Raw genomic sequence first — 22,547 nt, 5'->3', positions numbered from 1 at the left:
CCCTCGACGAGGTCCTCGACGTCCTCGACGCCCTGCGCGACGGCGGACGCGTCGTGGGCATCGTCTCCCACGTCGTCGAGCTCCGACAGCGCATCCCGACCCAGCTGCGAGTCGAGAAGGCGCGCGACGGCTCGCGCCTGCGCCAGCAGGTGAGCGTGCCGGCCTAGCCGGCGGTCGGGTCGTCGCCCGGCACGACCGGTGTCCCGCGCCCGAGGGGCGGCACCGAGCGGGTCATGCGCGCGTGCTCGCGCGCAGGTAGGCGATGACGGCGAGCACGCGGCGATGGCCGCCGTCGCCGTGCGGGAGGTCGAGCTTCATGAGCACGCTCCGGACGTGTCCTTCGACGGTGCGTTGCGTCAGCACGAGGCGCTCCGCGATCGACGCGTTGGTGAGTCCCTCGGCCATGAGGGCGAGCACCTCGCGCTCGCGGTCGCTGAGCGCCGCGAGCTCGTCCTGGCGCTCGCCGCCCACGAGCGAGGCGACGACCTGGGGGTCCAGCGCCGAGCCGCCGTTGGCCACACGCGCGGCGGCGTCGAGGAAGTCACCGACGTCGAGCACCCGGTCCTTGAGCAGGTAGCCGAAGCCGCCGTGGGTGATGAGCGACATCGCCCCGGCGGACTCGACGTGCTGCGACAGCACGAGCACGCCGACGGCGGGATGGGTGTCCCGGATCCAGGTGGCGGCGCGGATGCCCTCGTCCTTGAAGCCCGGCGGCATGCGGACGTCGACGACGGCGAGGTCGGGACGGTGTTCGGACACGGCGCCACGGAGGCGGTCGGCGTCGTCGACCGCGGCGGCCACCTCGTGCCCGGCGTTCTCGAACAGGCGCACGAGCCCCTCGCGCAGCAGCGCCTGGTCCTCGGCGATCACGACCCGCATGGCAGCTCCGCGGTGATCTTCGTCCCGCGACCAGGCTCGCTGTCGACGGTCACGCTCCCCCCGAGGGCCGCGACGCGGTCGCTGAGGCCGAGCAGGCCCAGCCCTCCGGCCACGCGCGCACCGCCGATGCCGTCGTCGCTGACCGACACGGTCAGCCGGCCGTCGGTCCGCGTCGCACCGATCGAGACGCGGGTGGCCCGGGCGTGCTTGATCGCGTTCGCCAGCGCCTCGCTGCAGACGAAGTACGCGGCGGTCTCGATGCTGTCGTCGAACCGCTCCTCGGTCGCCTCGACGTGCGTGCGCAGCGACGCGCGCGCCGCGAGGCCCCGCAGCGCCGCGGCGAGCCCGTCGTCGAGTCCCGCCGGCCGGACGCCGCGCGCGAGCTCCCGCAGCTCGTCGATGGCGGCGGCCAGCTCGCCGACGCTCGCATCGAGCTCGCGCGCGGCGTCGCTCTGCGCGGGCAGCCGGCTCTGGATGTCGCGCAGGGCCAGCCCCAGCGACACGAGCCGCTGCTGCGCCCCGTCGTGCAGGTCGCGCTCGATCCGCCGGCGCTGCTCGTCGCCGACGGCCACGATCCGCGCCCGCGACTCCTCCACCTCGGCCAGCCGACGGCGCACCTCGACCCGCAGGCGGGCGACCTCGATCGCGAAGCCCGCCGCGTCGATCACGCTCGAGACGAGGTTCGGCCGCGCGTCGAGGGTCCCGTCGTGCACGACGCTCGCGAGCTGCACGGGCCCGCGGCGCACCGGCGTGGACGTCCGACCGCCGGCCGCCGGCTGCGGCACCACGTGCCCGGCGGCGTCCACGAACTCGCGCGTGTCCGCAAGCCAGAAGTGCAGCTCCAGGCCCGGGTCCTCCAGCGCCTCGGCGAGCACCTGCCCGACGGCCTCCGGGGCGGCCCGTCCCGCGCGCACGTCGTCGAGGAAGCGCTCGACCTTGCGCACACCGACCCACCGGCGGCGGTCGAAGCGCCGGTCGACCCGGTCCTGGACCCAGGTCCGCAGCGGCCGGAAGGCGAGGGCCACCGCGAGCGTCGCCGCCGCGGTCCGCAGCTCCGACCCCGCGCCGGCGGCGACGCCGGCGAGGATCGACACGGCCGCGAACGCGCCCGCCAGCGCCGCGGTGAGCACCGCGTACACCAGCGTGCGGCTGATGACGAGGTCGATGTCGTACAGGCGGTGGCGCAGGATCGCGACGCCCGTCGCGCCGGCCAGGGCCAGGACGCTCGCCATGATCGCGACGTTGGCCGCCGTCGCGCCGATCGTGTCGTAGAGCGCCACGCTGACGATGACCGTGGTCGCCACGACCGCTCCGGCGTACGCCAGCCACTTGAGCTGGGCTCGCGGGACGCCCTCGGCGCGCCGGAAGCGCACGACGAGCGAAGCGGCAGAGCCGAGGATCCCGAGCGCGATGGCCACCCAGCCGAGCTGCGCGAGCGGCTCGGCTAGCCCTTCGACGCCGAGCGGGTTGTCCAGCTCGGGGTGGTCCTGCAGCGGCCCGGGCTCCAGCAGGCCTCCTGCGACGGCGGCGGGGATCCCGGCGCCGGCGATCCAGCCGAACCAGCGCCAGCGCGGCGACAGCGCGCAGCCGTCGGGGAACAGCAGCAGCAGGAACGTGCTGGGGACCAGGACGAACGGCATCCAGGAGACCGCCTCGTACGACGCCGCGAGCTTGCCCGGGAGCTCTGGTCCCGTGCCGTCGTCCACCCACGCCGCGGCGAGCTCCCGGGCGAGCGCGGAGGCGCCCGCCGCAACCCCCGTGCCGAGGAAGAGCCACCCGATCGCGTTGCGCGGCTCGCGAAGGGCGATGAGCGCCCCCGCAGCGGCGAAGCCGACGGCGATGGCGCACACCAGCAGCCACGTGCTGCCGTCCGCGCCGGTGCGCAGGCGCAACGCGACGGCGACGAGGACGAGGGCCGCCGTCGCCGCCAGCAGCGCGGTCACCCCGAGCGTCGTCCCGTGTCGCGTGGACACCGCACGATTGTCCTCGCACCCGCACCGCAGCGACAAGCGTGCGGGCACCTGGCGCAGGACACGTGCCAGCACGTGCTGGCTCAGGTGCAGGCCTCGATGGCGGCGGGTCGGCCCGACCGTAGCGTCGGCCCCGTCCTCGACCCACGCCCATCTCAGGAGGCGTCATGAGCACCACGAGCACCCGCCGCACGACCACGACGGTCACCACCCTCGCCGCGGCCGCGACCGCGGCGGTCGTGGCCTTCGCCGCGCTCGGCGCCAGCGCCCCCGCACAGGACCCGGCCACGCAGACCATCACGTTCACCGAGCTCGACCGGGGTGCGACCTTCACGCACGTCCGCAGGCCCGGCGCCGCGCGCACGTCCAACGCCCAGGGCGACGTGCTCGCGTTCACCAACCCGGTCGCCGACGCCGGCGGACGGCGCATCGGCCGGTCGCACACGAGCTGCGTCACCACGACGGGCGCCCGCCGCTTCGAGCGGTCGACCATCACGTGCACCGCCGTCGTGACCCTCCAGGACGGCACGCTGACCGTGGTCGGCAGTCTCTCGCCGGGCGCGAGCCGCTCCGAGGGCGCGATCACCGGCGGGACCGGGGCCTACACCGGCGCGCGTGGCGTGTACGCCTCGAAGCCCTCCCGGTCCGGCAGCGACGTCACGGCGACGGTGCTGCGATGAGCCGCCCCGCGGCCGCCGTCGTCGTCGGTGCGACCCTGGCCGCGGTGGGGCTGGTCGCGGGTCCCGCCGAAGCCGCCTTCCCGGGCGCGAACGGCCGCCTGGTCGTCCAGCGCCCGGCGGGCGAGCACCTCGACCTCCACACGATCGCGCCCGACGGGTCCGACGAGCGCGCGCTGCGCACGACGGCGCGCATCGAGGAGGAGGCGACTTGGTCCCCGGACGGCCGGCGCCTGGCCTTCGCGCAGAGCCCACCGTCCGGCTTCCCGACCGAGATCTGGACGATGGACGCCGAGGGCGGGGACCTGCGGCGGGTCACGCGCTTCGGCTCGATCGCCACCGCGCCGTCGTGGCTGCCCTCCGGCGAGCGGCTGCTGTTCTTCACCACGCGCGACTTCCCCGCCCCGAAGCCCGACGGCCCTCCGCCGCCGGCAGAGCTCTACGCCGCCGGGACGGACGGCAGCGCGCTGCAGCGCCTGACGCGCGACCGCCGCATCCAGACCGACCCGGTCGTGTCCCCGGACGGCACCACCATCGCCTACGACCAGTGGCGGGCGGTGCCCGGACGGCCGGGCCAGTACGACATGGCCATCCACCTGCGCGATGTCGACGGCACCCACCCGCGGCCGCTGACCCGGCACTCCTCGGTGCGCGACACGTTCAACGCGAGCTGGTCACCCGACGGCCGGTTCATCGTGTTCGAGGTCGCGCGTGCGCGACCCGGCCACGTCGGCGGCGAGCGCCAGTCCGACCTCGCGATCGTCCGCGCCGACGGCACCGGCGAACGGCGGCTGACGTTCTCCGACGCGTTCGAGACCAACCCGGTGTGGTCGCCGGACGGCCGCTCCATCGCGTTCACGAGCGACCTGCACCGCAAGCGGGGCCGGCGCGTGCCCGGCGGTGCGGACTTCGAGCTGTACACGATCGCCGTCGACGGCATCCAGCTCCGCCGCCTGACCCGCAACCGCGTCCCCGACCTCAAGCCGAACTGGCAACCGCTCCCCTAGGAGGACCACCATGGCCATCACCCGCACCATGACGTTCGCCGCCGGCGACGACCACACGACGTCCAACTACGACGCCATCGGCGCCCGCCTGAGGATCGACGAGGACCCGCCCGCGGGCCTGGTCGTCCACGCGGCAGGGTTCTCCGGCGACACCTTCGAGATCGTCGAGGTCTGGGAGAGCGCCGAGCACGCCGACCGCTTCGCGCGTGAGCGCCTGATGCCCGCAGTCACCGCGGTCGTCGGGGACGGCGGCGTCAACCCGACCACGCGGACGTACGAGCTGCACGACCTCGTGGTGCCGCGGCCGTAGGAGCTACGGCCGCGAGGCGACCACATGCGTGGCCGCCTTCGAGGAGAATTGCCGCCGCGGCCACCATCCGCCTTCAGCAGATGTCCGGCGGGCGCTTCTCCCTCGAGCACGCCGACGACGCCGCCAAGGGCAACCGCCGCGGCGGCCTCGACCTCCGCGTCGTCGACGCCTGGACCGGCCGCACCCGCCCCCCGTCCTCCCTCTCCGGCGGCGAGACCTTCATCGCCTCCCTCGCCCTGGCCCTCGGCCTCGCCGACGTCGTCTCCGCCGACGCCGGCGGCGCCCGCCTCGAGACCCTCTTCGTCGACGAAGGCTTCGGCTCCCTCGACGAGGTCCTCGACGTCCTCGACGCCCTGCGCGACGGCGGACGCGTCGTGGGCATCGTCTCCCACGTCGTCGAGCTCCGACAGCGCATCCCGACCCAGCTGCGAGTCGAGAAGGCCCGCGACGGCTCGCGCGTCGTGCAGCTCGCTGCACCGGTCGTCTGATGCCACGCGGCACCCAGCGTCGAAGACGTCGGGCCGGCGACTGCTCGCTTCACACGCGAGAGGTCGCTGGTTCGAAACCAGCCGCGCCCATCATTTTCCCGATCCGCGCGGATCCGCACAGAAGCGACAGGAACCGCAAACGCTGCAAATCGGACGCATCAGGCCGAACGCCTCCGCACCCCGCCGCACGACTCGCGGTAGGCATCGGGTAGCGCCGCCGCCGAATCCCGGTAGCACGCATCACGTCCCGCGCTGCCGGAGCATGTAGTCGATGTCGCGCGTGGTGGCCTCTCCGAACCATGGCCGTGCACGAGCCACCACCTCGTCTTCTCCCCCCATCACGAGCGCCTCGGTGAAGCAGACCCCCGCGAGGTTCCAGACGGGATCATCAGCAGCCGGCTCGGTCTTCGTTGCCATGAGCCATTCGATGGCATCGCAGAAGCGTCGAGCCATGTGGTCGTTGCCGGTCTTCACCGCATCGACGAACCATCTCGTGAAGTCGCTCTCGAAGACGACGTACGAGAGCAACTCCTCCATGTAGTCCATGTGAGCGTCGAGGATCGGCGCAAGCTCGGGTACCTGCTCGACCAGCCAGTCAATGGCGGCGACCTCGGTAGCTGGCCGCCCGTCGGCCTGCGTTCGCTCGCGTGAAGGCACCGCCGCCTTGGTGCAGAGCATGACGGTGGCCAGCCGGCTCGCTACCAGCAGCGGTTCGGCGGCGTCACTGCCGAACAGATCGCTAAGAGCTCCGGCCAGAAGGCGATCCTCAGTGATGGCCCTCGGCCGCTCGTCATCGGGGAATCCCAGCACCCACCAGTCGCCATCCGTTTGCGCGACGACCCGGTGCTCCCCGTCTGAAAACTCGTGCCCGGTCACGACAGCCTCATTCCACCGGGAACCATCGAGTCCCGCGCCGTTGTCCCTTTGGCATGACGACGCCTTCCTGTTCCAGCGCCCTGAGATGCCGGACGATCGTCGGGCAGCCATCACACAAGAACGCTATCCGTCAAGGCGCAAGCCGGCCGCCGCGGGATGACCGTCCCCTTGCATGACCGCGACAGGAAGGAAGAGACGTTCAAGCATCTCGGCGTGGAGAATTTGAGCGCCGCGGACAAGAGCGTCTACGACGACCTGAGCCGAGCCGCCCACGGAAGGCGGTCATCGACTCTGGATTCGTTCTACGAGCCGACCCGTCACATGGCCCGCGGCGCGCGTTACGCGTCTCTGGATCAGGCCAAGGCCGTCGGATGGGCGAGCAGCACGACCTCGGGGGTCGTACTCGCCGCTAGCGCCATGCTCCTGCCGTTCTACGGGCAGGAGTACATCGAGAGCAACGTGTTGACTCTCTACGCCGCCATCGGCGCCATCCGCGAGACGCAGCCGCTCGCATCCAATGCGATCGCCCGCGAAGTGGGCTTGGCTCGACCCCTTCTGGCCGCCGGCTTGAGCCGCTTCACGCGAGCAGCAGCACGTACACCGGCAGCTCGCCGGCCCCGGCAGGACAGCAGCGAATAGCCGGTGCCGCCCGTCGAGCATGAAGAGCGCCTCATCCTTCGATGAGAGCGGTACGGCGAGGCCCTTTGCAATGAGCGGATCCACGTCCGCGCCGTCGGCGTAGAGGGCCTCTGGTTCCTCCACGCTGGGGCGACCCGAACACCGTCTACGACATCTACTTCGAACCCCGCCGCCGACCGCGACGCGATCCGCACCGTCCGCAACGTGCACAAGGAGCGTGAGCAGTTCATCCGCTCGCTAACACGGTGCCTAAGCAGCCTCGGTCGTGGCGCCCGGCATGGGCCACACGGCGCGCACCGCTTGCAACTCCTCCGCCTCGAACTCGACGCGGCCCGAGACGGCGGCCATCGTCGTGTCCCACGGTCGGCGACCATCAGTCCGCGGGGTCAGCAAGACCCCGACCGTCGTAAGCTCGTTGTTGCTGGTCGCCTCCTGCAGGTCGTAGTGACGGAGCTGCACCCAGTATCCGAACGCCGTCTGGATCTCCTCAGAGTGCGGGTGTGAGCAGACGCCGAAACCAAGATGCGTTCGGCCGCTGCCACTCCGGAGCGAACGGAGCTTCCACAAGACCCCCGATTGGCTTTTGTGCGCCTCGGCCATCGAAGCCAACATGAACGTGCCTACACCGGCGCGCTGGCCCACCGGGAGAGAGTCCAGTTCCGCGAGCACGCGAACCCGGTCCCCTTCCTCAATGGTTCGGAGCCGCGTCTCCGCAATGTCCTCGAGCAGCGCCCGGACCATCACATGCTGGCGCCGATCACTCGTCGCGGCGGGCTCAAGCGGAAGCAATGGCACCGACACCGGCGTGCCGTGCCCGATCAACGCTGGATCCAGCGCCTCCGGCTCCGCATCAGCGTCCGCCAGCGCGAGCTCGTAATAGCGAGCCGTCTCGCGCCCCAGATCATGGGGCTCACCGGCCACTCGCTCGAGGTAGGAAGCGACCGCATGCGTCGACTTCAGCTGATCGAACAGAAACTCCCAGTCGCGGCGCAGTAGCACCACCGCAGGGTCCGAGGTGTGAAGCTCGGGGGTCAGGTCGTTAGGGATCTCGGGATGGTCGATGACCACGACATTCAGCCATCGCAGGTCGCGTCCGTGGACGGTCACCGCGCGGTCGCGCATGTTTACGAGCTCGACCGGAGCGCGGCGCATACGCCGAATCGTCCCCTGCCCTTGTTTCAACGCGGCCGCGATCTTCTTCGTAAGCCAACGCCGCTCTTTTTCCAGATCCCCGGAGGGGATCTCACGACTCTTGACCTGGAGGGTCACACCGAGCACTCCCACGATGAGGAAGCCGTCGCCGAGCTCACGCACCCGGACGGCAGAGTTCGGTCTTGGGTCGGTACGCGAAGTCCGGCAGACCCCACGTCGTCGCCGCGTCATGCGTCGCGTTCTCGGCCGCCGCGCCATGCGAGGGGGCAGGGCGCAGAGGGGAGGCGGCCGGCACGGTCCTGCGCATCCAGCCGTTCGATGTCTCGACGAGGAGGGTGACCGCGTCTGCGTCGGCTTTGGCTGGTGTCTCAACAGCGGCGACCGTCTCGATCCCGGCCGGCGCTACGACGTCTCGGCCGAGACAGCAGCGCTTGAATCTCTGCCCGCTTCCGCACGGGCATGGATCGTTTCTCCCCGTTCGCCGTGACATGGTCGAAGACTCTCACCGTGGTCGGCTACACCGTCCTCTTTGCTCACGCTGAGCTGCCGGGCACTTCAGGCTGCCAGGGGTACGCACCGACCTGCACGAGGCCCGGGCCACGCAGGCCCTGTGTTCTTGGCCGGCTCACCGCATCGGCGGGCCGCTCGTGCGCGCGCGTGCTGCTGCGGCCCGCCCTCCGGGAGCCCGCTGTCGGGGGTCGTTCAATCCAGTGGAGAAGTCAGACCGCTGGTGCTCCGCGCCGCGAATGGCCTCCAACGGACGCAGGCTCAGCGCCGATCGACGTCAACAAGCAGTCCACGTCCGTCGGGAGGCACGAGCACCGGCGCCGGGCGGGCTGGGTCGGGGTCCCACCGGAAGGCCTGCATGTTCATCGCGAACGGACCCTGCCGTTGTCCTGGGCCTGCTCTCGCTCGAGCCACTACAGGTGAGAGAGGAGCACGATGGCGCCGATGATGGGGTTAGCGCAGCGGCCTGTCGCCGGACCGTGCGAAAGACCGCTCAGTCAGCAGCCCGAAGGCAGGATGCAGCAAAGGCCGTGACGGCTCCTAGATGAAGTCGTCCCGCGCAGTTGCCCAGCAGGTCTTCGAATTCGTCAGCCTCTGGGCGGAAGGACGCAAATTGACATCGGAGCTGGCCAGGGCGAGCGACCGGCGCCACGACAAATGCGCCCGCCCTACTCCCACTCAATGGTCCCGGGCGGCTTGGACGTGATGTCCAGCACGACCCGGTTCACTTCGCGCAGCTCGTTGATCATCCGCGAGGCGATCTGCTCGAGGAGGTCGTAGGGGAGGCGGGCCCAGTCGGCGGTCATGGCGTCGTCGGAGGTGACGGCGCGGATGACGACGACGTAGCCGTAGGTGCGCTCGTCGCCCTGGACGCCGACGGTGCGGACGTCGGGCAGGACGCAGAAGGACTGCCAGAGCTCGCGGTACAGGCCGGCCTTGCGGATCTCGTCCTGGAGGATGTAGTCGGCGTCGCGCAGGACGTCGAGGCGCTCCTTGGTGGCCTCGCCGCCGACGACGCGGATCGCGAGGCCCGGGCCCGGGAAGGGCTGGCGCCAGACGAGGCGCTCGGGGAGGCCGAGCTCGGCGCCCACGGCGCGGACCTCGTCCTTGAAGAGGGCGCGCAGCGGCTCGACGAGCTCGAACTCGAGGTCCTCGGGGAGGCCGCCGACGTTGTGGTGGGACTTGATCGTCGCCGCGCCGGTGCCGCCGCCGGACTCGATGACGTCGGAGTAGAGCGTGCCCTGGACGAGGAACTTGGCGTCCCCCACCTTGGCCGCCTCCTCCTCGAAGACGCGGATGAACTCGGCGCCGATGAGCTTGCGCTTGGCCTCGGGCTCGGTGACGCCCTTGAGCTTCTCCAGGAAGCGCTCCTCGGCGTCGACCGCGACCAGCGGGATGCCGTAGTGCTCGCGGAAGGCCTTGATGACCTGGTCGCCCTCGCCCTTTCGCATGAGGCCGTGGTCGACGAAGATGCAGGTGAGCTGGTCGCCGATGGCCTTGTGCACGAGCACGGCCGCGACCGACGAGTCGACGCCGCCCGACAGGCCGCAGATGACCTTCGCGTCGCCGACCTGCTCGCGGATGCGCGCGACCTGCTCCTCGACGATCGAGGCCGCCGACCAGGTCATGTCGCACTCGCACACGTCGCCCAGGAAGCGCTTGAGCACGTCCTGGCCGTACGGGGTGTGGACGACCTCCGGGTGGTACTGGATCCCGTAGATCCCGCGCTCGACCGACTCGAACGCCGCGACCGGGGACTCGGTGGAGGACGCGAGCTCGGTGAACCCCTCGGGCGCGGCGTAGACCGTGTCGCGGTGCGACATCCAGCAGCGCTGCTCGGCAGGCAGGCCCTCGAGCAGCCGGCCCGGCTCGCGGACCGTGAGCTGCGAGCGGCCGAACTCGCCGACCTCGGCCCCCTCGACGCGGCCGCCGAGCTCGTTGGCCAGCAGCTGCATGCCGTAGCAGATGCCCAGCACCGGGACCCCGAGGTCCAGCAGCTCCTTCTCGAGGCGCGGCGCGCCGTCGGCGTACACCGACGCAGGCCCGCCGCTGAGGATCACGCCCTTGGGCTTGCGTCGCGCGACCTCGTCGGCCCCGACGTGGTGGGGCAGCAGCTCGCTGAACACCCCGCACTCGCGCACGCGGCGCGCGATGAGCTGCGAGTACTGCCCGCCGTAGTCGAGGACGACGACCTCGTCGGTCGCGCGCGGGACGTCGACGGGGGCCGACTCGTCCGCGAGCTCGGTGGCGGCCGTGGCCGCCGTCGGCACCCCGTGCGTCGTCACGCGCGCGCCCCCGGTCCCCTACGCGGAGAGGGCCGGGGTCTTGGACGCCGCGCCGTTGGACTCGCCGGCGCCGGCGTTGACGAGGGCGCTCGCACCGCGCGAGCCCATGCCCACGCCCTGCGAGGTCTGCAGCGACTTGCCCTCGGTCTGCAGCGACGGGGCGATCATCAGCTCGGCCCGGTTGAACTCGGCGATGTCCTGGTAGCCGCAGGTGGCCATCGAGGTCCGCAGCGCGCCCATGAGGTTGAACGTGCCGTCGTTCTCGCGGGCCGGGCCGACGAGGATCTCCTCGAGCGTGCCGTTCTGCACCGTCGCCACCCGCGCGCCGCGCGGGAGCGTCGGGTGGAACGTCGCCATGCCCCAGTGGAAGCCGCGGCCCGGCGCCTCGTGGGCGCGCGCCAGCGGGGAGCCGATCATCGTCGCGTCGGCGCCGCAGGCGAAGGCCTTGGCGACGTCGCCACCGGTGCGCATGCCGCCGTCGGCGATGACCTGGACGTACTCGCCGGTCTCGAGCATGTGCTGGGAGCGGGCGCCCGCGACGTCGGCGATCGCCGTCGCCTGCGGGACGCCGAGGCCGAGCACGCCGCGCGTGGTGCACGCCTGGCCCGGGCCGACGCCCACGAGCACGCCGGCCGCGCCCGTGCGCATGAGGTGCAGGCCCGTGTGGTAGCTGGCACAGCCACCGACGACGACCGGCACCGGGAGCTCGGCGATGAACTCCTTGAGGTTCAGCGGCTCGGAGGTCTTCGAGACGTGCTCGGCGGAGACGACGGTGCCCTGGATGACCAGGACGTCGAGGCCGGCGTCGAGGACCTTCTCGTAGTACCGGTTGACGCGCTGCGGGGTCAGGGAGGCGGCGGTGACGACGCCCTGCTCCTTGATCTCGCGGATGCGCTGGACCATGAGGTCCTCGTCGATCGGCGCCTTGTAGATCTCCTGCATCTCGCGCGTCGCGATCTCCTTGGGGAGCTGCGAGATGCGCTCGAGCATGCCCTCCGCGTCCTCGTAGCGGGCGAAGATGCCCTCGAGGTTCAGGACGGCGAGACCGCCGAGCTTGCCGATGATCCCCGCGGTGCGCGGGGAGACGACGCCGTCCATCGCCGAGGCGAGGAGCGGCAGCTCGAAGCGGTAGTCACCCAGCTTCCAGGAGATGTCGACGTCATCGGGGTCACGCGTGCGCCGGGAAGGCACGATCGCGATGTCGTCGAAGCCGTAGGCGCGGCGGGCCTTCTTCCCGCGGCCGATCTCGATCTCCATTGGCGGATCCTAGGTCTGGGGGCGGACGAACAGACCCCGCGCAGGCGGGGTCCGGGGACGGGCTGATGATGCGTGCTGTGGGCGGCAACCGAACACGCACGACCAAGGTTAGCGGCTGGATCGGCGGGCCCTGAGGGCGCCTCCGGATCGACGCCCTGTCAGGCGCCGCTAGCCGACGTCGGCGGTGTCGACCTGCCGCACGTCGACCTCGTGCAGGAGCCGCTCGACCTCCCGCGGCTCGACGAGGCCGGCGCCCAGGCGCTGGGTCGACTCGGCACCGCAGGCGACGCCGAAGCGCAGGCAGTCCGGCGGCGTGGAGCCGGCGTAGCGGGCCGCGACGTAGCCGGCCAGGAACGCGTCGCCGGCGCCGACGGCCGCGACCGCCTCGCGCGGGGCGATCGTCACGCGGTAGCGGCGGCGGCCGCCGTCCTCCTGCACGCAGGCCACGCAGCCGTCGGGCAGGGTCATGATCGCCTCGCGGGCGCCGAGCTCGACCATCTCCCCCACCGCGATCAGGCGGTCCTCGTCGTCGTTGAACTCGTGGCCGACGAGCTCCTCGGCCTCGAGGACGTTGGGGCTCATGACGTCGGGCTCCGCGCGCACGGCGTGGCGCAGCGGCTCGCCGTCGGTGTCGATGATCGTCAGGACGCCGCGCCGCCGGCACTCGCGGATGAGGTCGGCGTAGGCGTCGTGCTCGACGCCGTGGGGCAGCGACCCCGCGAAGACGACCATGTCGGCCCCCGTGGCGAGGTAGAGCAGCTTGTCGCGGAAGATCTCGAGCTCGCGCGCCGAGACCCCCGGGCCGCGCTCGTTGATCTCCGTCTGCGTGCCGGTCGTCGGGTCGTAGACCGCGGTGTTCGTCCGCGACTCCTCGCGGATGCGCACGAAGTCGTTGAGGATCGACTCGGCCGTCAGCTGCTCCACGATGCGCGTGCCGGTCGGCCCGCCCGCGAAGCCGGTGGCGATGACCGGGCGCCCGAGGGTCTTGAGCGTCCGGGCGATGTTGACGCCCTTGCCGCCGGCCATCGTGCGCTGCTCGACGGTGCGGTGGCGGCGGCCGACCTTGAAGTTCGGCACCGACAGCGACTTGTCGATCGCGGCGTTGAGGGTGACGGTGATGATCACGCGACGCTCGCGGGGGGTCTCGCTCTCTCGCCCTGCCGGCGGCGCGTGGCGCGCCGGCGCAGCAGGACCAGGAGCAGGCTACAGGCGGCGAAGGCCGCGAGCAGCAGGACCGTCGAACCGCGACCCAGCCACTCCGCGAAGCGCTGGCCGAACGTGGCCGCGTCGACCTCGCGCGCGGTCACGAGCGGGACGCGGTCCACGACCTTGCCGCGCAGGCGGACCTCGACCGTCCCGACCCGCGCGCCGCGCGGCAACGGCCCGTCGAGCTCCTTGGGCGCGCCGAGCGTCCGGACGGCGACGCGCTCGTCGACGCGGGCCGTGCGACGGACGGTCCGGGCGGCCACGAGGTCGACGGACTCGTCGCGCGCCTCGAGGTCGGCCCTGGCGACGGGCTCGTCCTCGCGGACGGCGGTGCGCACGCGGTAGCGGCTCACCCCGTAGCGCAGGAGCGCGAGCGTGTCGCGGTCGCGGTCGGCCTCGGTCTGGTCGCCGAGGACGGCGCTGAGCACCGTCACCCCGCGGCGCGTCGCCGAGCCGACCAGGACGTAGCCCGCGCGCTGCGTGCGGCCTGTCTTCACGCCGTTGACGAAGGCCTGCGTGCGCACGAGCGTGTTGCGGTTGACGATCGTCCGCCGCCGGGCGCCGCTGCGCAGGGTCGCGCTGCGCAGGTTCGTCGTCTCGCGGAAGAACGCGTTGCGGCGCAGGATCAGCGTGAGCTTCACCAGGTCGGTCGCCGAGCTGTAGGCGTCGTCGCGCAGCCCGATCGGGTCGAGGAAGTGGGTGTCGCGCAGCCCGAGCTCCTCGGCGCGCGTGTTCATCCGCCTGACGAACGCCGAGCGCGAGCCGGCGACCCGGACCGCGAGCGTCGCCGCGGCGTCGTTGGCGGAGGCCAGCAGCAGGCCGCGCAGGAGGTCGCGGACCGTCAGGCGCTCGCCGGCGCGCAGGCCGATCTGGGACTCGACGGGCGCCGCGCGGTAGTCGATCGCGGTCATGACGTCGTCGAGCGAGGCGCTCTCGAGCGTCAGCAGCGCGGTCATGAGCTTCGTCGTCGAGGCGATCGGCCGCCGGTCGTCGGCCTTGCGCTGGAAGACGATGTCGCCGGTCGCGGGCTCGACGAGGATCGCCGAGGGCGCCTTGACGCTCGGCGCGTCCTGCGCCCGCGCGACGGGCGCCCCGGCGAGCACGATCGCGGCGACGAGCGCGAGGACGGCGAGCGCCGCCCGCAGCGGCGCCGGTCCGGCCTGGCCTGTCGCGGACGCCGTCACTCGCGCAGCTTGAGGGTCTGGCCGACGCGCAGGGTCTGCGCGTCGACGTCGGGGTTGAGCTGCTGCAGGCGCTCGACGGCCACGCCGGTGCGGTCGGCGATCGAGGTCAGCGAGTCGCCCGACTTCACCTTGTAGGTCCGCGACGCGGCGTCGCCCTGCTCCTGGCCCTGGGCGACGGTCGTCGACGTCCGGCCGGTGCTGGTCGGGGCCGCCGGCTCGGAGGCGGCCTCGTCGCTCGAGCCGCCCGATCCGGCGAGGACGAGCAGGACGGCGACGGCCGCCGCCACGAGGGCGATCGGCGCGAGCCAGCGGGCGGGACTCGGGTGCGGCATCGGGCGCGGGAGGATATGCCGGGGCGCGGCCTGAACGGCGCGCCACCGGCGGGGTGCTCAGGCCAGCGACCAGGCCTCGTCGCGCAGGCGCTCGGCCTCGGCCCGGGCGGCGGCGGCGTGGTCCCCGCCCGTCTGCTCGTGGGCGCGCACGATGGACCGGGAAGCGGTGACGAGCCCGGCGGCGCGGCCCGGGGCCCAGGCCGGGGCGAGGTCCTCGACCCGTCCGCCCTGCGCGCCGACGCCCGGCAGCAGGAAGACCGCGCGCGGCAGCAGCTCCCGGGCGCGGGCCAGGTGCTCGGGCGCGGTGGCACCGACGACCGCGCCGACGTCGTGCAGCCCGCTCTGCGGTCCGGGCTCGCCGGCGCCGTCGACCATGCGGGCGACGTGCTCCCAGACGGCCTCGCCGCTCTGGAGCCGGGCGTCCTCCACGTCGGCGGCGCCGGGGTTGGAGGTGCGCACGAGGACGAAGAGGCCGGCGCCGCGCGGCCGGGCGGCGTCGACGAAGGGCTGGAGGGTGTCGGCGCCCATGTAGGGGCTGACGGTGAGGAGGTCGGCGCCGAGGCCCTCGACGTCGCCGAAGGGCGTCGGGGTCGCGGAGAGCAGGCCCTGCGCGTAGGCGGCGGCGGAGACGTCGATGTCGCCGCGCTTGGCGTCGGCGACGACCAGGAGGCCGAGGGCGCGGGCGTGGGCGGCGGCGTCGTGCAGCGCCTGCCAGCCGGGCGCGCCGAGGCGCTCGAAGCACGCGACCTGGAGCTTGACCGCGACGACCGCGGGGGCGACGGCGTCCAGGACGGCGCGGCAGTGGGCGGCGACGGCGGTCGCCGCGCGGACGGCGGGAGCGCCGTCAGCGGCCTGGCCCGCGGCATCGCCGGCGGGCCAGAGCCGCGCCGGGTCGGGGTCCAGGCCGAGGACGACCTGGGACCGCCGCTCGGCGACGGTGGCGGCCAGCCGGTCGGCGACGTGGTCGCCGACCGGCCCGCTGCCGGCTGCCTCGTGGGCGGCCAGGGTGCTGCTAGCCCTTGACGGCCTTCTTGAGGCCCGAGCCGGCGGTGAACTTCGGCACCTTCGAGGCCGCGATCTGGATCGGCTCACCGGTGCGGGGGTGCACGCCCTCGCGGGCGTTGCGCTCGGTGACGTGGAACTTGCCGAAGCCGGAGAACGTCACGTCGCCACCGCGCGTGAGGGTCTCCTGGATGACCTCGAGGGCGGCGTCGACGACCTTCGCGGCCTCGCCCTTTCCGACCTCGGACTTGCTTGCGACCTGGTCGACGAACTCGGACTTGGTCATTGAGGCTCCTCCTCGTGTTCAGGGTGCTTGCCCGACGCTACAGAGGTCGACAGAACTCCGCTTCCCGCCGGGCTTTCCGGCGCCGGATGGCGCCAGAGCGACGGCGGAGCATGCTGGACCGTGCGGACGGATGCGGTGCGGGGTCCCCGGTCCGTGCCGTGTGCAGGGACGATGGGGCGGCGGCCGGACGTCCGCCCGGCCCGTCCGGGAGACTGTGGGGCGTGTCCCTGCAGCGCGTCGCCTGGCTCGTGACGGTCGTCGGACTGGTCGTCGCGGCGGCCATCCTACTGCTGGCGGACTACACCGGCTACGCCGCGCTGGCCGTCGCCGTGGCCCTCAGCGCGTCGATCAACCTGCGCTAGGCGCGGGGCGGACCTCGGTCCCCGGGCGGACGCGGTCCTCCGGCTCGAGGTGGATCAGGACGTCGGCCCCACCGACCTCGGCGCGGATGGCGTCCTGGAGCTCGTGGGCGATGGCGTGGGCGTCCTCGAGCGTCGTCCCGGCGCGGAACTGGACGTGGAGGTCGACGAGGCGGCGGGGACCGGCGCGGCGCGCGCGCAGCGCGTGGAAGCCGGCGACGCCGCGGTCGCCGAAGCCCTTGACGGTGCTGCGGATCGCCTCCATCTCGACCTCGGGCAGCGCCTCGTCGACCAGGGCGCGGGAGGAGCGGGTGACGATGCGCACGCCGGAGACGACGATGGCCAGCGCCACGACGAGCGCGACCACCGGGTCCAGCCACTGCGCGTCGGTGATGGCGACGAGCGCGAGGCCCACGAAGACGCCGGCGGAGGTCGCCGCGTCCGTGCGCAGGTGCGCGGCGTCGGCCTCGAGGGCGGGTGAGCCGCCGGCGGCGCGCGCCCGCCCCATGAGCCGGGCGCTCACGACCATGTTCACCGTGATGGAGAGGGCCAGGACGCCCAGGCCGATCCCGGCCTGCTCGACGTGGCCGCCGATGGCCAGGCGCCGGATCGCCTCGAAGACGATGACCCCGGAGCCGACCAGGATGAGGACGCCCTCGATCGCCGCCGCGAGGTCCTCGACCTTGTCGTGGCCGAAGGGGTGGTTCTCGTCGGCGGGCTCGTCGGCCTTGCGCAGCGAGAAGAAGGCGACGACCGACGCGATGAGGTCGATGGCCGAGTGCAGCGCCTCGGTCAGGAGCGCGACCGACCCGGTGATCGTGCCCGCGACGACCTTCAGGAGGATGAGGACGGAGTTCGAGGCGACCGACAGCAGCGCGGCGCCCGAGCGGGTGCCGCGCGTGTCGCGCGCCTGCGCGGCGCCGTGCCTCAGCGCATCGCCAGCCATGCGAGGAGCTCGCGGGCGGCGCGCCCGCGGTGGCTGATCGCCGCCTTCTCGTCGGGGTCGAGCTCGGCCATCGTGCGGTCGGTGGGGTCGTCGTCGGGGACGAAGGCCGGGTCGTAGCCGAAGCCGCCGTCGCCCCGCGGCTGCGCGGCCAGCGTGCCCGTGCACCGCGCCTCGAACACGTGCTCCTCGCCCGTCCCCGGATCGACGTGCGCGATCGCGCAGACGTAGGCGACGGCGCTGCCGGCCGGTGCCTCGCGCAGGAGCTTGGCGAGGTTCTCCTCGTCGGTGGCGTCCTCGCCGGCGAAGCGCGCCGAGCGCACCCCGGGCCGGCCGCCCAGCGCCTCGGCCTCGATGCCGCTGTCGTCGGCGATGACCACCTGGCCGGTGGCCTGGGCCGCGGCCCGGGCCTTGCCCAGGGCGTTGGCCTCGAAGGTGTCGCCGTCCTCGGGCGGCAGGACGACCTCGTCGGGCAGCGCCACCACCTCGTGCGGCGCCAGCAGGTCGCCGAACTCGCGCGCCTTGTGGTCGTTGCGCGTGGCGAGGACCAGGCGCACCGCGCTCACCCCGCGGCCGAGGCGCCGGCTGCCGCGCGGCCCTCGGCGATCGCGCGGTCCTGCTCGTCGCGCAGGGTGCGGATGCCGCCCTCGGCCAGCTCGAGCAGCGTGTCGAGGTGCGCGCGCGACAGCGGCGTGCGCTCGGCCGTGGCCTGGACCTCCACCAGCCCGCCGTCGCCGGTCATGACGACGTTCGCGTCGACCTCCGCCGAGGAGTCCTCGGGGTAGTCGAGGTCGAGCACCGGCACGCCGCGCACGACGCCGACGGAGACCGCGGCGACCGAGCCGGTGAGCGGGCTGCGGGGGATCGCCCCGCGGCGCACGAGCTCGTCGGCCGCGAGTGCCAGCGCGCAGTAGGCGCCGGTGATCGACGCGCAGCGCGTCCCGCCGTCGGCGGTGAGCACGTCGCAGTCGAGGTAGATCGAGTTCTCGCCGAGCGCTGCGAAGTCGACGACGCCGCGGATGGCGCGGCCGATGAGCCGCTGGATCTCGACGGTGCGCCCGTCGGGGCGGCCCTTGGTGACGTCGCGCGGCTTGCGGTCGCCGGTGGAGGCCGGGAGCATCCCGTACTCCGCGGTGACCCAGCCCAGGCCCGAGCCGGCGCGCCACTTGGGGACGCTCTCGGTCGCCGAGGCCGTGCAGATCACGCGCGTGCCGCCCTGCTGGACGAGCACCGAGCCGGTGGCGGTGGCGACGAAGCCCGGGGTGATCGTCGTCGGGCGCAGCTCGTCGGCCGCGCGCCCTGACGGGCGGCCGGTGGCGGCGGTGGTGGTCGTGGCGTCGGTCATCGGGTCGGCACCTCCGTGCGCAGCTCGACGTGCTCGACGTCGGCCATCGGCATCTGCAGGAACCGGGTGCCCAGGGCGCGGAACGCCTCGGGCTCCCCGGTGGTCAGGAAGCGGTACCCGCCCTCGGTCGTCCTGCGCGAGGCGAGGTCGCGGACCTCGAGCACGTGCTCGACCTGGCGGGCGAGCGGCAGGCCCGAGGTGATCGTCTGCACCCCGCGGCCGAGGATGCGCTGGAGCAGCGGGCGGACGAGCGGGTAGTGCGTGCTGCCCAGCACGACGGTGTCGACGCCGGCCTCGCGCAGCGGCGCGCAGTAGGCGCGGACGGTGTCGACGACCTCCTCGTCGAACTCCGGCCGGCGCTCGATCATCGTCGCGAGCTCGGGGCACGGCACGGACGTCAGCTCGACGAACGGGTCGACCTGCGCGATCGCCTGGTCGTAGGCGCCCGATGCCACGCTCGCGGGCGTGGCCAGCAGGCCCACGCGCCCGTTGCGCGTGGCGGCCGCGGCCTGGACGGCCGCCGGCTGCACGACGCCCAGCACGTCGATGCCGAGCGTCGTCTGCAGCATCCGCGAGCGCAGCGCGGGGAGCGCCGCCGCCGTCGCGGAGTTGCACGCGACGACGAGCAGCTTGGCCCGCCGCGCGAGCAGCTCCTCGGCGATCTGCAGGCTGAACGCCTCGAGCTGCTCGAGCGTCTTGTCGCCGTACGGGAAGCGCGCGGCGTCGGCGAGGTACACGAAGTCCTCCTGTGGCAGCTGCACGAGCAGCTCGTGGAGGACCGTGAGCCCGCCGACGCCGGAGTCGAACACGGCGATGGGGCGATCGCGAGGGTCGCTGGACGCGGGCAGCGGCACCGGCCGATCGTAGAGGCCGGGCCCGCCGCGCCTACTTGGCCTTCTCCACGTCGCCGATCGCGTCCTTGAGCTTGTCGGCGATGGCCTGCGGGATCTCGTCGACCTGGACCTTGCCGCTGGCCGAGACGACGACGCCGAGGATGACGGCCATGAGCATGACGAGCCCGACGTACTCGATCGTCCCCTGGCCGCGCTCGTCGGCGGCGCGGGCGCGCAGGGGCGTGAACAGGCTGTGCAGGTCGGCGTGCAGCCGGCCCATCGTGCGGTACATCTGGGACCTCCCGGTCGTTGCTGGTGCAGTGACCGCCATGCTCGGGAGGACCCTGTGACGGCTCTACGCACGACTGCGCCGAGAGTGCGCCGACCGCGTCGGCGATCCGCGACGGCCGCGCCGGTACACTCGCCCGCCACGGCGCCGAACGAGGGCGCCGTCGTCGCATGAAGAGCCCGCTCTCCCGCATCCGACGCTCCAAGGACGCGCCCGAGGAGCAGCCCACGACGGCGCTCGACCCGGCCGCCGCGGCGGCCCCGCCGCCCGCTCCGGGCGAGCAGCCCACGGTCGCCCAGCCGCCCGTCGGCACCGAGCAGCCGACCGCCTCGCTGTGGGACGCCGCGCAGCAGCAGGCGCCGCCGACCGAGCCGCCCGCGGCCGTCGTCCCGCCCGCGGACGCCGCCGGCCTGCCCGCCGGCGTCGCGCCCGAGGAGACCCGCAGCTCGAGCTTCCGCGACCGCGGCCGCGTCCGTCGCCGCCTGCGCTACCTGCGCCGCGTCCGCGAGCTGGGCTTCCGCGACCTCGGCGGCCTGGTCTTCGACCTGCACCGCTTCGACCGCCAGGGGGAGCACCTCGTCCGCGGCAAGCTCGCCGCGCTCGCGGCGGTCGACGCCGAGCTGCGCGCCCTCGAGCGCGCGCTCGACGAGCGCCGCGACGTCCTCGAGCTGCGCGAGCCCGGCATCGCCGCCTGCCCGCGCTGCGGCGCGCTGCACGGCTCCGACGCGCGCTTCTGCCCGTCCTGCGGCGTCCCGCTGCGCGGCTCGCGCGCGATCGCCGAGGTCGCCGACCTCTCCGGCGTCGGCCCGCTGATGCCCCAGCCCGGTGCCGGCCTCGGCGCCGCGCCGCAGCGTCCGGCCGGTCCGGCGTGGGCCCAGCACCCGCCGCTGCCCGACCCGCCGCCCGCCGAGCGTCCCGCCGACCCGGCCACGTCCGGGCAGGCCGCGCCGGCAGCGCGCCCGCAGGCGGGCGCCGACCAGCCGACCGAGGTCCTGCGCCCCTCGGACGGGGCGCCGGCCGACCACTCGTGAGCGCGACGCCTCCGCCGCCCGGCGGCCAGCCGCCCTCCGGCGAGCAGCCCGGCACGGGGCACCCCGCCGGTCCGCAGCCCGCCGAGCTGCGCTGCCCGCGCTGCGGCGCGACCGTCGCGCCCGAGCAGGACTGGTGCCTGCAGTGCGGCGCACCGGCCCGCACGCGCCTCGCCCAGACGCCGAACTGGCGCCTGCCCGTCGCCGCCGTCGCGACCGTCGCGGCGCTCGCCGGCCTCGCGCTGGCCATCGCCTTCACCGCCCTGACCGACGACGACGGACCGATCACCGCGCCGTCGACGCAGACGACCGCCGCCGGCACCGGCACCCAGGCGATCCCGCCGGGCGCGACCGGCGAGCCGGGCGTGACGCAGACGAACGTCCCGTCGCTGCCGGGGACGCCGACGACCGGCGTGCCGCCGACCACCGCGCCGGGGGTGCCGGGGACGACGGCGCCCGTGCCGGGAACGACGACCCCGGGCGCCGCGCCTGGGTCGACCATGCCGCAGGGCGGGACGACGGTCCCGGGCGCGACCGGGGCCGAGCAGCCCCGGACGATCACCGAGGGCTCTGACGTCCCGGTGATCATCGACCCCTGAGCTGCGCTCGCGTGCGTGACGCCTCGTGCATGCCCTGCATGCACGAGGTGTCACGCAGCTCCTCAGACCGCCAGCGGCCCGCCCTCGCGCAACCGCGCCAACGCCTCCTCCGCGAGCGGGTGCACGGCCAGCCCGTCCACGGCCGGCGCCGCCGCCGCACCGCCCAGCACGGCCAGCGCCTCGCAGCACCCCCGCGCCAGCGCCCCCAGCTCGTAGCCGCCCTCGAGCACGAACCCGACCGGGACGTCGAGCTCCACCGCCAGGCGCGTCACGGACCCCGCCATCGCGGCGAACCCGCCGTCGGTCACCCGGCACCCCGCCAGCGGGTCGTCCGCGTGGGCGTCGAACCCGGCGCTCACCAGCACCAGCTCGGGCGCGTACGCGCGCGCGAGAGGCACGACCGCGTGCTCGACGACCGAGCAGAAGGTCTCGTCGCCCGAGCCGCCCGGGACCGGGACGTTGAGCGTGTAGCCCGCGCCGTCGCCGACGCCGCGCTCCCCCGCCCCGCCGGTCCCCGGGTACAGCGGCGACTGGTGGATCGACACGAAGAGCACGTCGTCGCGCGCGCGGAAGATCGCGTCGGTCCCGTTGCCGTGGTGGACGTCCCAGTCGAGGACCAGCACCCGCGACACGCCGTGCGCGTCCAGCGCCCGCTGCGCCGCCACCGCGACGTGGTTGAAGAGGCAGAAGCCCATGGCGCGCGCCGGCTCGGCGTGGTGGCCGGGGGGCCGGTGGATCGCGGCCCCCGCCGGCGCGCCCTCCCCCAGCAGCGCGTCGACCATCGCCACCGCCCCGCCGGAGCCGTGGACCGCGGCGTGCCACGAGCCCTCGCTGACGACGGTGTCCATGTCGATCGCCCCGCCGCCGATCGCGCACAGCTCCTGGATGCCCAGGACGTGCCGGCGCGGGTGCACCCGCTCGATGAGCTCGAGGTCGCAGGCCGGGGACTCGCGGCGCTCGAAGCCCAGCCAGCCGCGCGCCTCGAGCGCGTCCATCACCGCGGTGATCCGCTCGGGGCGCTCGGGGTGCGGGCCCGGGTCGTGCTCGAGCGACGACGGGTGCGAGAACAGGACGGGCGGCGCCACGCGGCTACG

At 73.7% G+C, this 22,547-nt stretch carries 25 protein-coding genes, 1 tRNA gene and 1 pseudogene; 9 read left to right on the top strand and 18 right to left on the bottom strand.

The genetic code is table 11. From position 1 onward, the window contains the following. Positions 1-231: 231 nt before the first annotated feature. Complete coding sequence (locus JUB12_RS21905; protein ID WP_205697562.1) at positions 232-879, bottom strand: response regulator transcription factor; 648 nt, start codon at positions 877-879, stop codon at positions 232-234. Next, positions 867-2,852, bottom strand: a complete 1,986-nt coding sequence (locus JUB12_RS21900) for an ATP-binding protein (protein WP_205697561.1) — start codon at positions 2,850-2,852, stop codon at positions 867-869. The genes JUB12_RS21905 and JUB12_RS21900 overlap by 13 nt, the downstream gene beginning before the upstream one ends. Positions 2,853-3,016: 164 nt before the next feature. Between JUB12_RS21900 and JUB12_RS21895 the strand changes: the two genes are divergently transcribed. The 5 genes and pseudogenes from JUB12_RS21895 (at position 3,017) to JUB12_RS21875 (ending at position 5,421) form a co-directional block, all read left to right on the top strand. Further along, positions 3,017-3,529, top strand: coding sequence for a dirigent protein (locus JUB12_RS21895; RefSeq protein ID WP_205697560.1), 513 nt, complete (start codon positions 3,017-3,019; stop codon positions 3,527-3,529). Continuing rightward, on the top strand, positions 3,526-4,533 hold the full coding sequence (locus JUB12_RS21890; protein ID WP_205697559.1) for a PD40 domain-containing protein: 1,008 nt from the start codon (positions 3,526-3,528) through the stop codon (positions 4,531-4,533). Before JUB12_RS21895 ends, JUB12_RS21890 begins: the two co-directional genes overlap by 4 nt. A gap of 10 nt (positions 4,534-4,543) precedes the next feature. Beyond that, positions 4,544-4,843 carry a hypothetical protein gene (locus tag JUB12_RS21885; protein WP_205697558.1) on the top strand — a complete coding sequence of 100 codons (300 nt, stop codon included), beginning with the start codon at positions 4,544-4,546 and terminating at the stop codon, positions 4,841-4,843. 44 nt (positions 4,844-4,887) lie between these two features. Then, a pseudogene (locus JUB12_RS21880) lies at positions 4,888-5,331 on the top strand (SbcC/MukB-like Walker B domain-containing protein); the annotation flags it as partial. Further along, positions 5,298-5,421 (top strand) — tRNA-OTHER (locus JUB12_RS21875). The pseudogene JUB12_RS21880 and the gene JUB12_RS21875, both read left to right, overlap by 34 nt. Before the next feature lie 150 nt (positions 5,422-5,571). On the opposite strand, the gene JUB12_RS21870 is transcribed toward JUB12_RS21875, so the two are convergent. Next, positions 5,572-6,207: a hypothetical protein gene (locus tag JUB12_RS21870; RefSeq protein WP_205697556.1), complete on the bottom strand. Its 636-nt coding sequence runs from the start codon at positions 6,205-6,207 to the stop codon at positions 5,572-5,574. A 156-nt stretch (positions 6,208-6,363) separates the two neighbouring features. On the opposite strand from JUB12_RS21870, the gene JUB12_RS21865 reads away from it, so the two are divergent. Continuing rightward, positions 6,364-6,846 (top strand): hypothetical protein, encoded by a 483-nt coding sequence (locus tag JUB12_RS21865; protein ID WP_205697555.1) that lies wholly within the window; start codon positions 6,364-6,366, stop codon positions 6,844-6,846. A 249-nt stretch (positions 6,847-7,095) separates the two neighbouring features. Here JUB12_RS21865 and JUB12_RS21860 read toward each other — a convergent pair whose 3' ends face one another. The 9 genes from JUB12_RS21860 to JUB12_RS21820 form a co-directional block, all read right to left on the bottom strand. Further along, positions 7,096-8,160, bottom strand: coding sequence for a hypothetical protein (locus JUB12_RS21860; RefSeq protein ID WP_205697554.1), 1,065 nt, complete (start codon positions 8,158-8,160; stop codon positions 7,096-7,098). Further along, positions 8,153-8,488: an SEC-C metal-binding domain-containing protein gene (locus tag JUB12_RS22425; RefSeq protein WP_205697553.1), complete on the bottom strand. Its 336-nt coding sequence runs from the start codon at positions 8,486-8,488 to the stop codon at positions 8,153-8,155. The genes JUB12_RS21860 and JUB12_RS22425 overlap by 8 nt, the downstream gene beginning before the upstream one ends. A 685-nt stretch (positions 8,489-9,173) precedes the next feature. Continuing rightward, positions 9,174-10,790, bottom strand: coding sequence for a glutamine-hydrolyzing GMP synthase (gene guaA / locus JUB12_RS21850; protein WP_305852574.1), 1,617 nt, complete (start codon positions 10,788-10,790; stop codon positions 9,174-9,176). 18 nt (positions 10,791-10,808) lie between these two features. After that, the gene (locus JUB12_RS21845) at positions 10,809-12,047 is read right to left on the bottom strand and encodes a GuaB3 family IMP dehydrogenase-related protein (RefSeq protein ID WP_205697552.1); all 1,239 of its coding nucleotides are present in this window, start codon (positions 12,045-12,047) and stop codon (positions 10,809-10,811) included. A gap of 168 nt (positions 12,048-12,215) precedes the next feature. Next, entirely contained in the window at positions 12,216-13,172 is a 957-nt protein-coding gene (locus JUB12_RS21840; RefSeq protein WP_205697551.1) for a 1-phosphofructokinase family hexose kinase, read from the bottom strand. Next, on the bottom strand, positions 13,169-14,437 hold the full coding sequence (locus tag JUB12_RS21835) for a D-alanyl-D-alanine carboxypeptidase family protein (protein ID WP_205697550.1): 1,269 nt from the start codon (positions 14,435-14,437) through the stop codon (positions 13,169-13,171). The genes JUB12_RS21840 and JUB12_RS21835 overlap by 4 nt, the downstream gene beginning before the upstream one ends. Continuing rightward, positions 14,434-14,769, bottom strand: a complete 336-nt coding sequence (locus JUB12_RS21830; protein WP_205697549.1) for a LysM domain-containing protein — start codon at positions 14,767-14,769, stop codon at positions 14,434-14,436. The genes JUB12_RS21835 and JUB12_RS21830 overlap by 4 nt, the downstream gene beginning before the upstream one ends. 57 nt (positions 14,770-14,826) lie before the next feature. Next, the gene (gene pyrF / locus JUB12_RS21825; protein WP_205697548.1) at positions 14,827-15,861 is read right to left on the bottom strand and encodes an orotidine-5'-phosphate decarboxylase; all 1,035 of its coding nucleotides are present in this window, start codon (positions 15,859-15,861) and stop codon (positions 14,827-14,829) included. Beyond that, positions 15,782-16,057, bottom strand: coding sequence for an HU family DNA-binding protein (locus tag JUB12_RS21820; protein WP_205697547.1), 276 nt, complete (start codon positions 16,055-16,057; stop codon positions 15,782-15,784). The genes pyrF and JUB12_RS21820 overlap by 80 nt, the downstream gene beginning before the upstream one ends. Positions 16,058-16,278: 221 nt before the next feature. On the opposite strand from JUB12_RS21820, the gene JUB12_RS21815 reads away from it, so the two are divergent. Beyond that, positions 16,279-16,419 (top strand): hypothetical protein, encoded by a 141-nt coding sequence (locus JUB12_RS21815; protein ID WP_205697546.1) that lies wholly within the window; start codon positions 16,279-16,281, stop codon positions 16,417-16,419. Here the strand turns inward: JUB12_RS21815 and JUB12_RS21810 are convergent. Genes JUB12_RS21810 through JUB12_RS21790 form a run of 5 tightly spaced genes read right to left on the bottom strand, consistent with a single transcriptional unit; the run spans position 16,406 to position 19,829 of the window. Further along, positions 16,406-17,362: a cation diffusion facilitator family transporter gene (locus JUB12_RS21810; protein WP_205697545.1), complete on the bottom strand. Its 957-nt coding sequence runs from the start codon at positions 17,360-17,362 to the stop codon at positions 16,406-16,408. The two genes, JUB12_RS21815 and JUB12_RS21810, sit on opposite strands and share 14 nt — an antisense overlap. Then, positions 17,344-17,925, bottom strand: coding sequence for a non-canonical purine NTP pyrophosphatase (locus JUB12_RS21805; RefSeq protein ID WP_205697544.1), 582 nt, complete (start codon positions 17,923-17,925; stop codon positions 17,344-17,346). Before JUB12_RS21805 ends, JUB12_RS21810 begins: the two co-directional genes overlap by 19 nt. Next, positions 17,922-18,704, bottom strand: coding sequence for a ribonuclease PH (gene rph, locus JUB12_RS21800; RefSeq protein WP_205697543.1), 783 nt, complete (start codon positions 18,702-18,704; stop codon positions 17,922-17,924). The genes JUB12_RS21805 and rph overlap by 4 nt, the downstream gene beginning before the upstream one ends. Further along, positions 18,701-19,558 carry a glutamate racemase gene (gene murI, locus JUB12_RS21795; protein ID WP_205697542.1) on the bottom strand — a complete coding sequence of 286 codons (858 nt, stop codon included), beginning with the start codon at positions 19,556-19,558 and terminating at the stop codon, positions 18,701-18,703. The genes rph and murI overlap by 4 nt, the downstream gene beginning before the upstream one ends. 31 nt (positions 19,559-19,589) lie before the next feature. Continuing rightward, positions 19,590-19,829, bottom strand: a complete 240-nt coding sequence (locus JUB12_RS21790; protein ID WP_205697541.1) for a Flp family type IVb pilin — start codon at positions 19,827-19,829, stop codon at positions 19,590-19,592. Between the two features lie 167 nt (positions 19,830-19,996). Here JUB12_RS21790 and JUB12_RS21785 point away from each other — a divergent pair, with 167 nt between their 5' ends. After that, on the top strand, positions 19,997-20,857 hold the full coding sequence (locus JUB12_RS21785) for a zinc ribbon domain-containing protein (RefSeq protein ID WP_205697540.1): 861 nt from the start codon (positions 19,997-19,999) through the stop codon (positions 20,855-20,857). Further along, positions 20,854-21,453: a hypothetical protein gene (locus JUB12_RS21780; protein ID WP_205697539.1), complete on the top strand. Its 600-nt coding sequence runs from the start codon at positions 20,854-20,856 to the stop codon at positions 21,451-21,453. Before JUB12_RS21785 ends, JUB12_RS21780 begins: the two co-directional genes overlap by 4 nt. 62 nt (positions 21,454-21,515) lie before the next feature. Here JUB12_RS21780 and JUB12_RS21775 read toward each other — a convergent pair whose 3' ends face one another. Then, positions 21,516-22,538, bottom strand: coding sequence for a histone deacetylase (locus JUB12_RS21775; RefSeq protein ID WP_241004358.1), 1,023 nt, complete (start codon positions 22,536-22,538; stop codon positions 21,516-21,518). Positions 22,539-22,547 lie beyond the last annotated feature (9 nt).

This window comes from Conexibacter sp. SYSU D00693, assembly GCF_017084525.1.
GTDB lineage: Bacteria > Actinomycetota > Thermoleophilia > Solirubrobacterales > Solirubrobacteraceae > Baekduia.
This window is presented reverse-complemented; position numbering and strand designations above follow the sequence as displayed.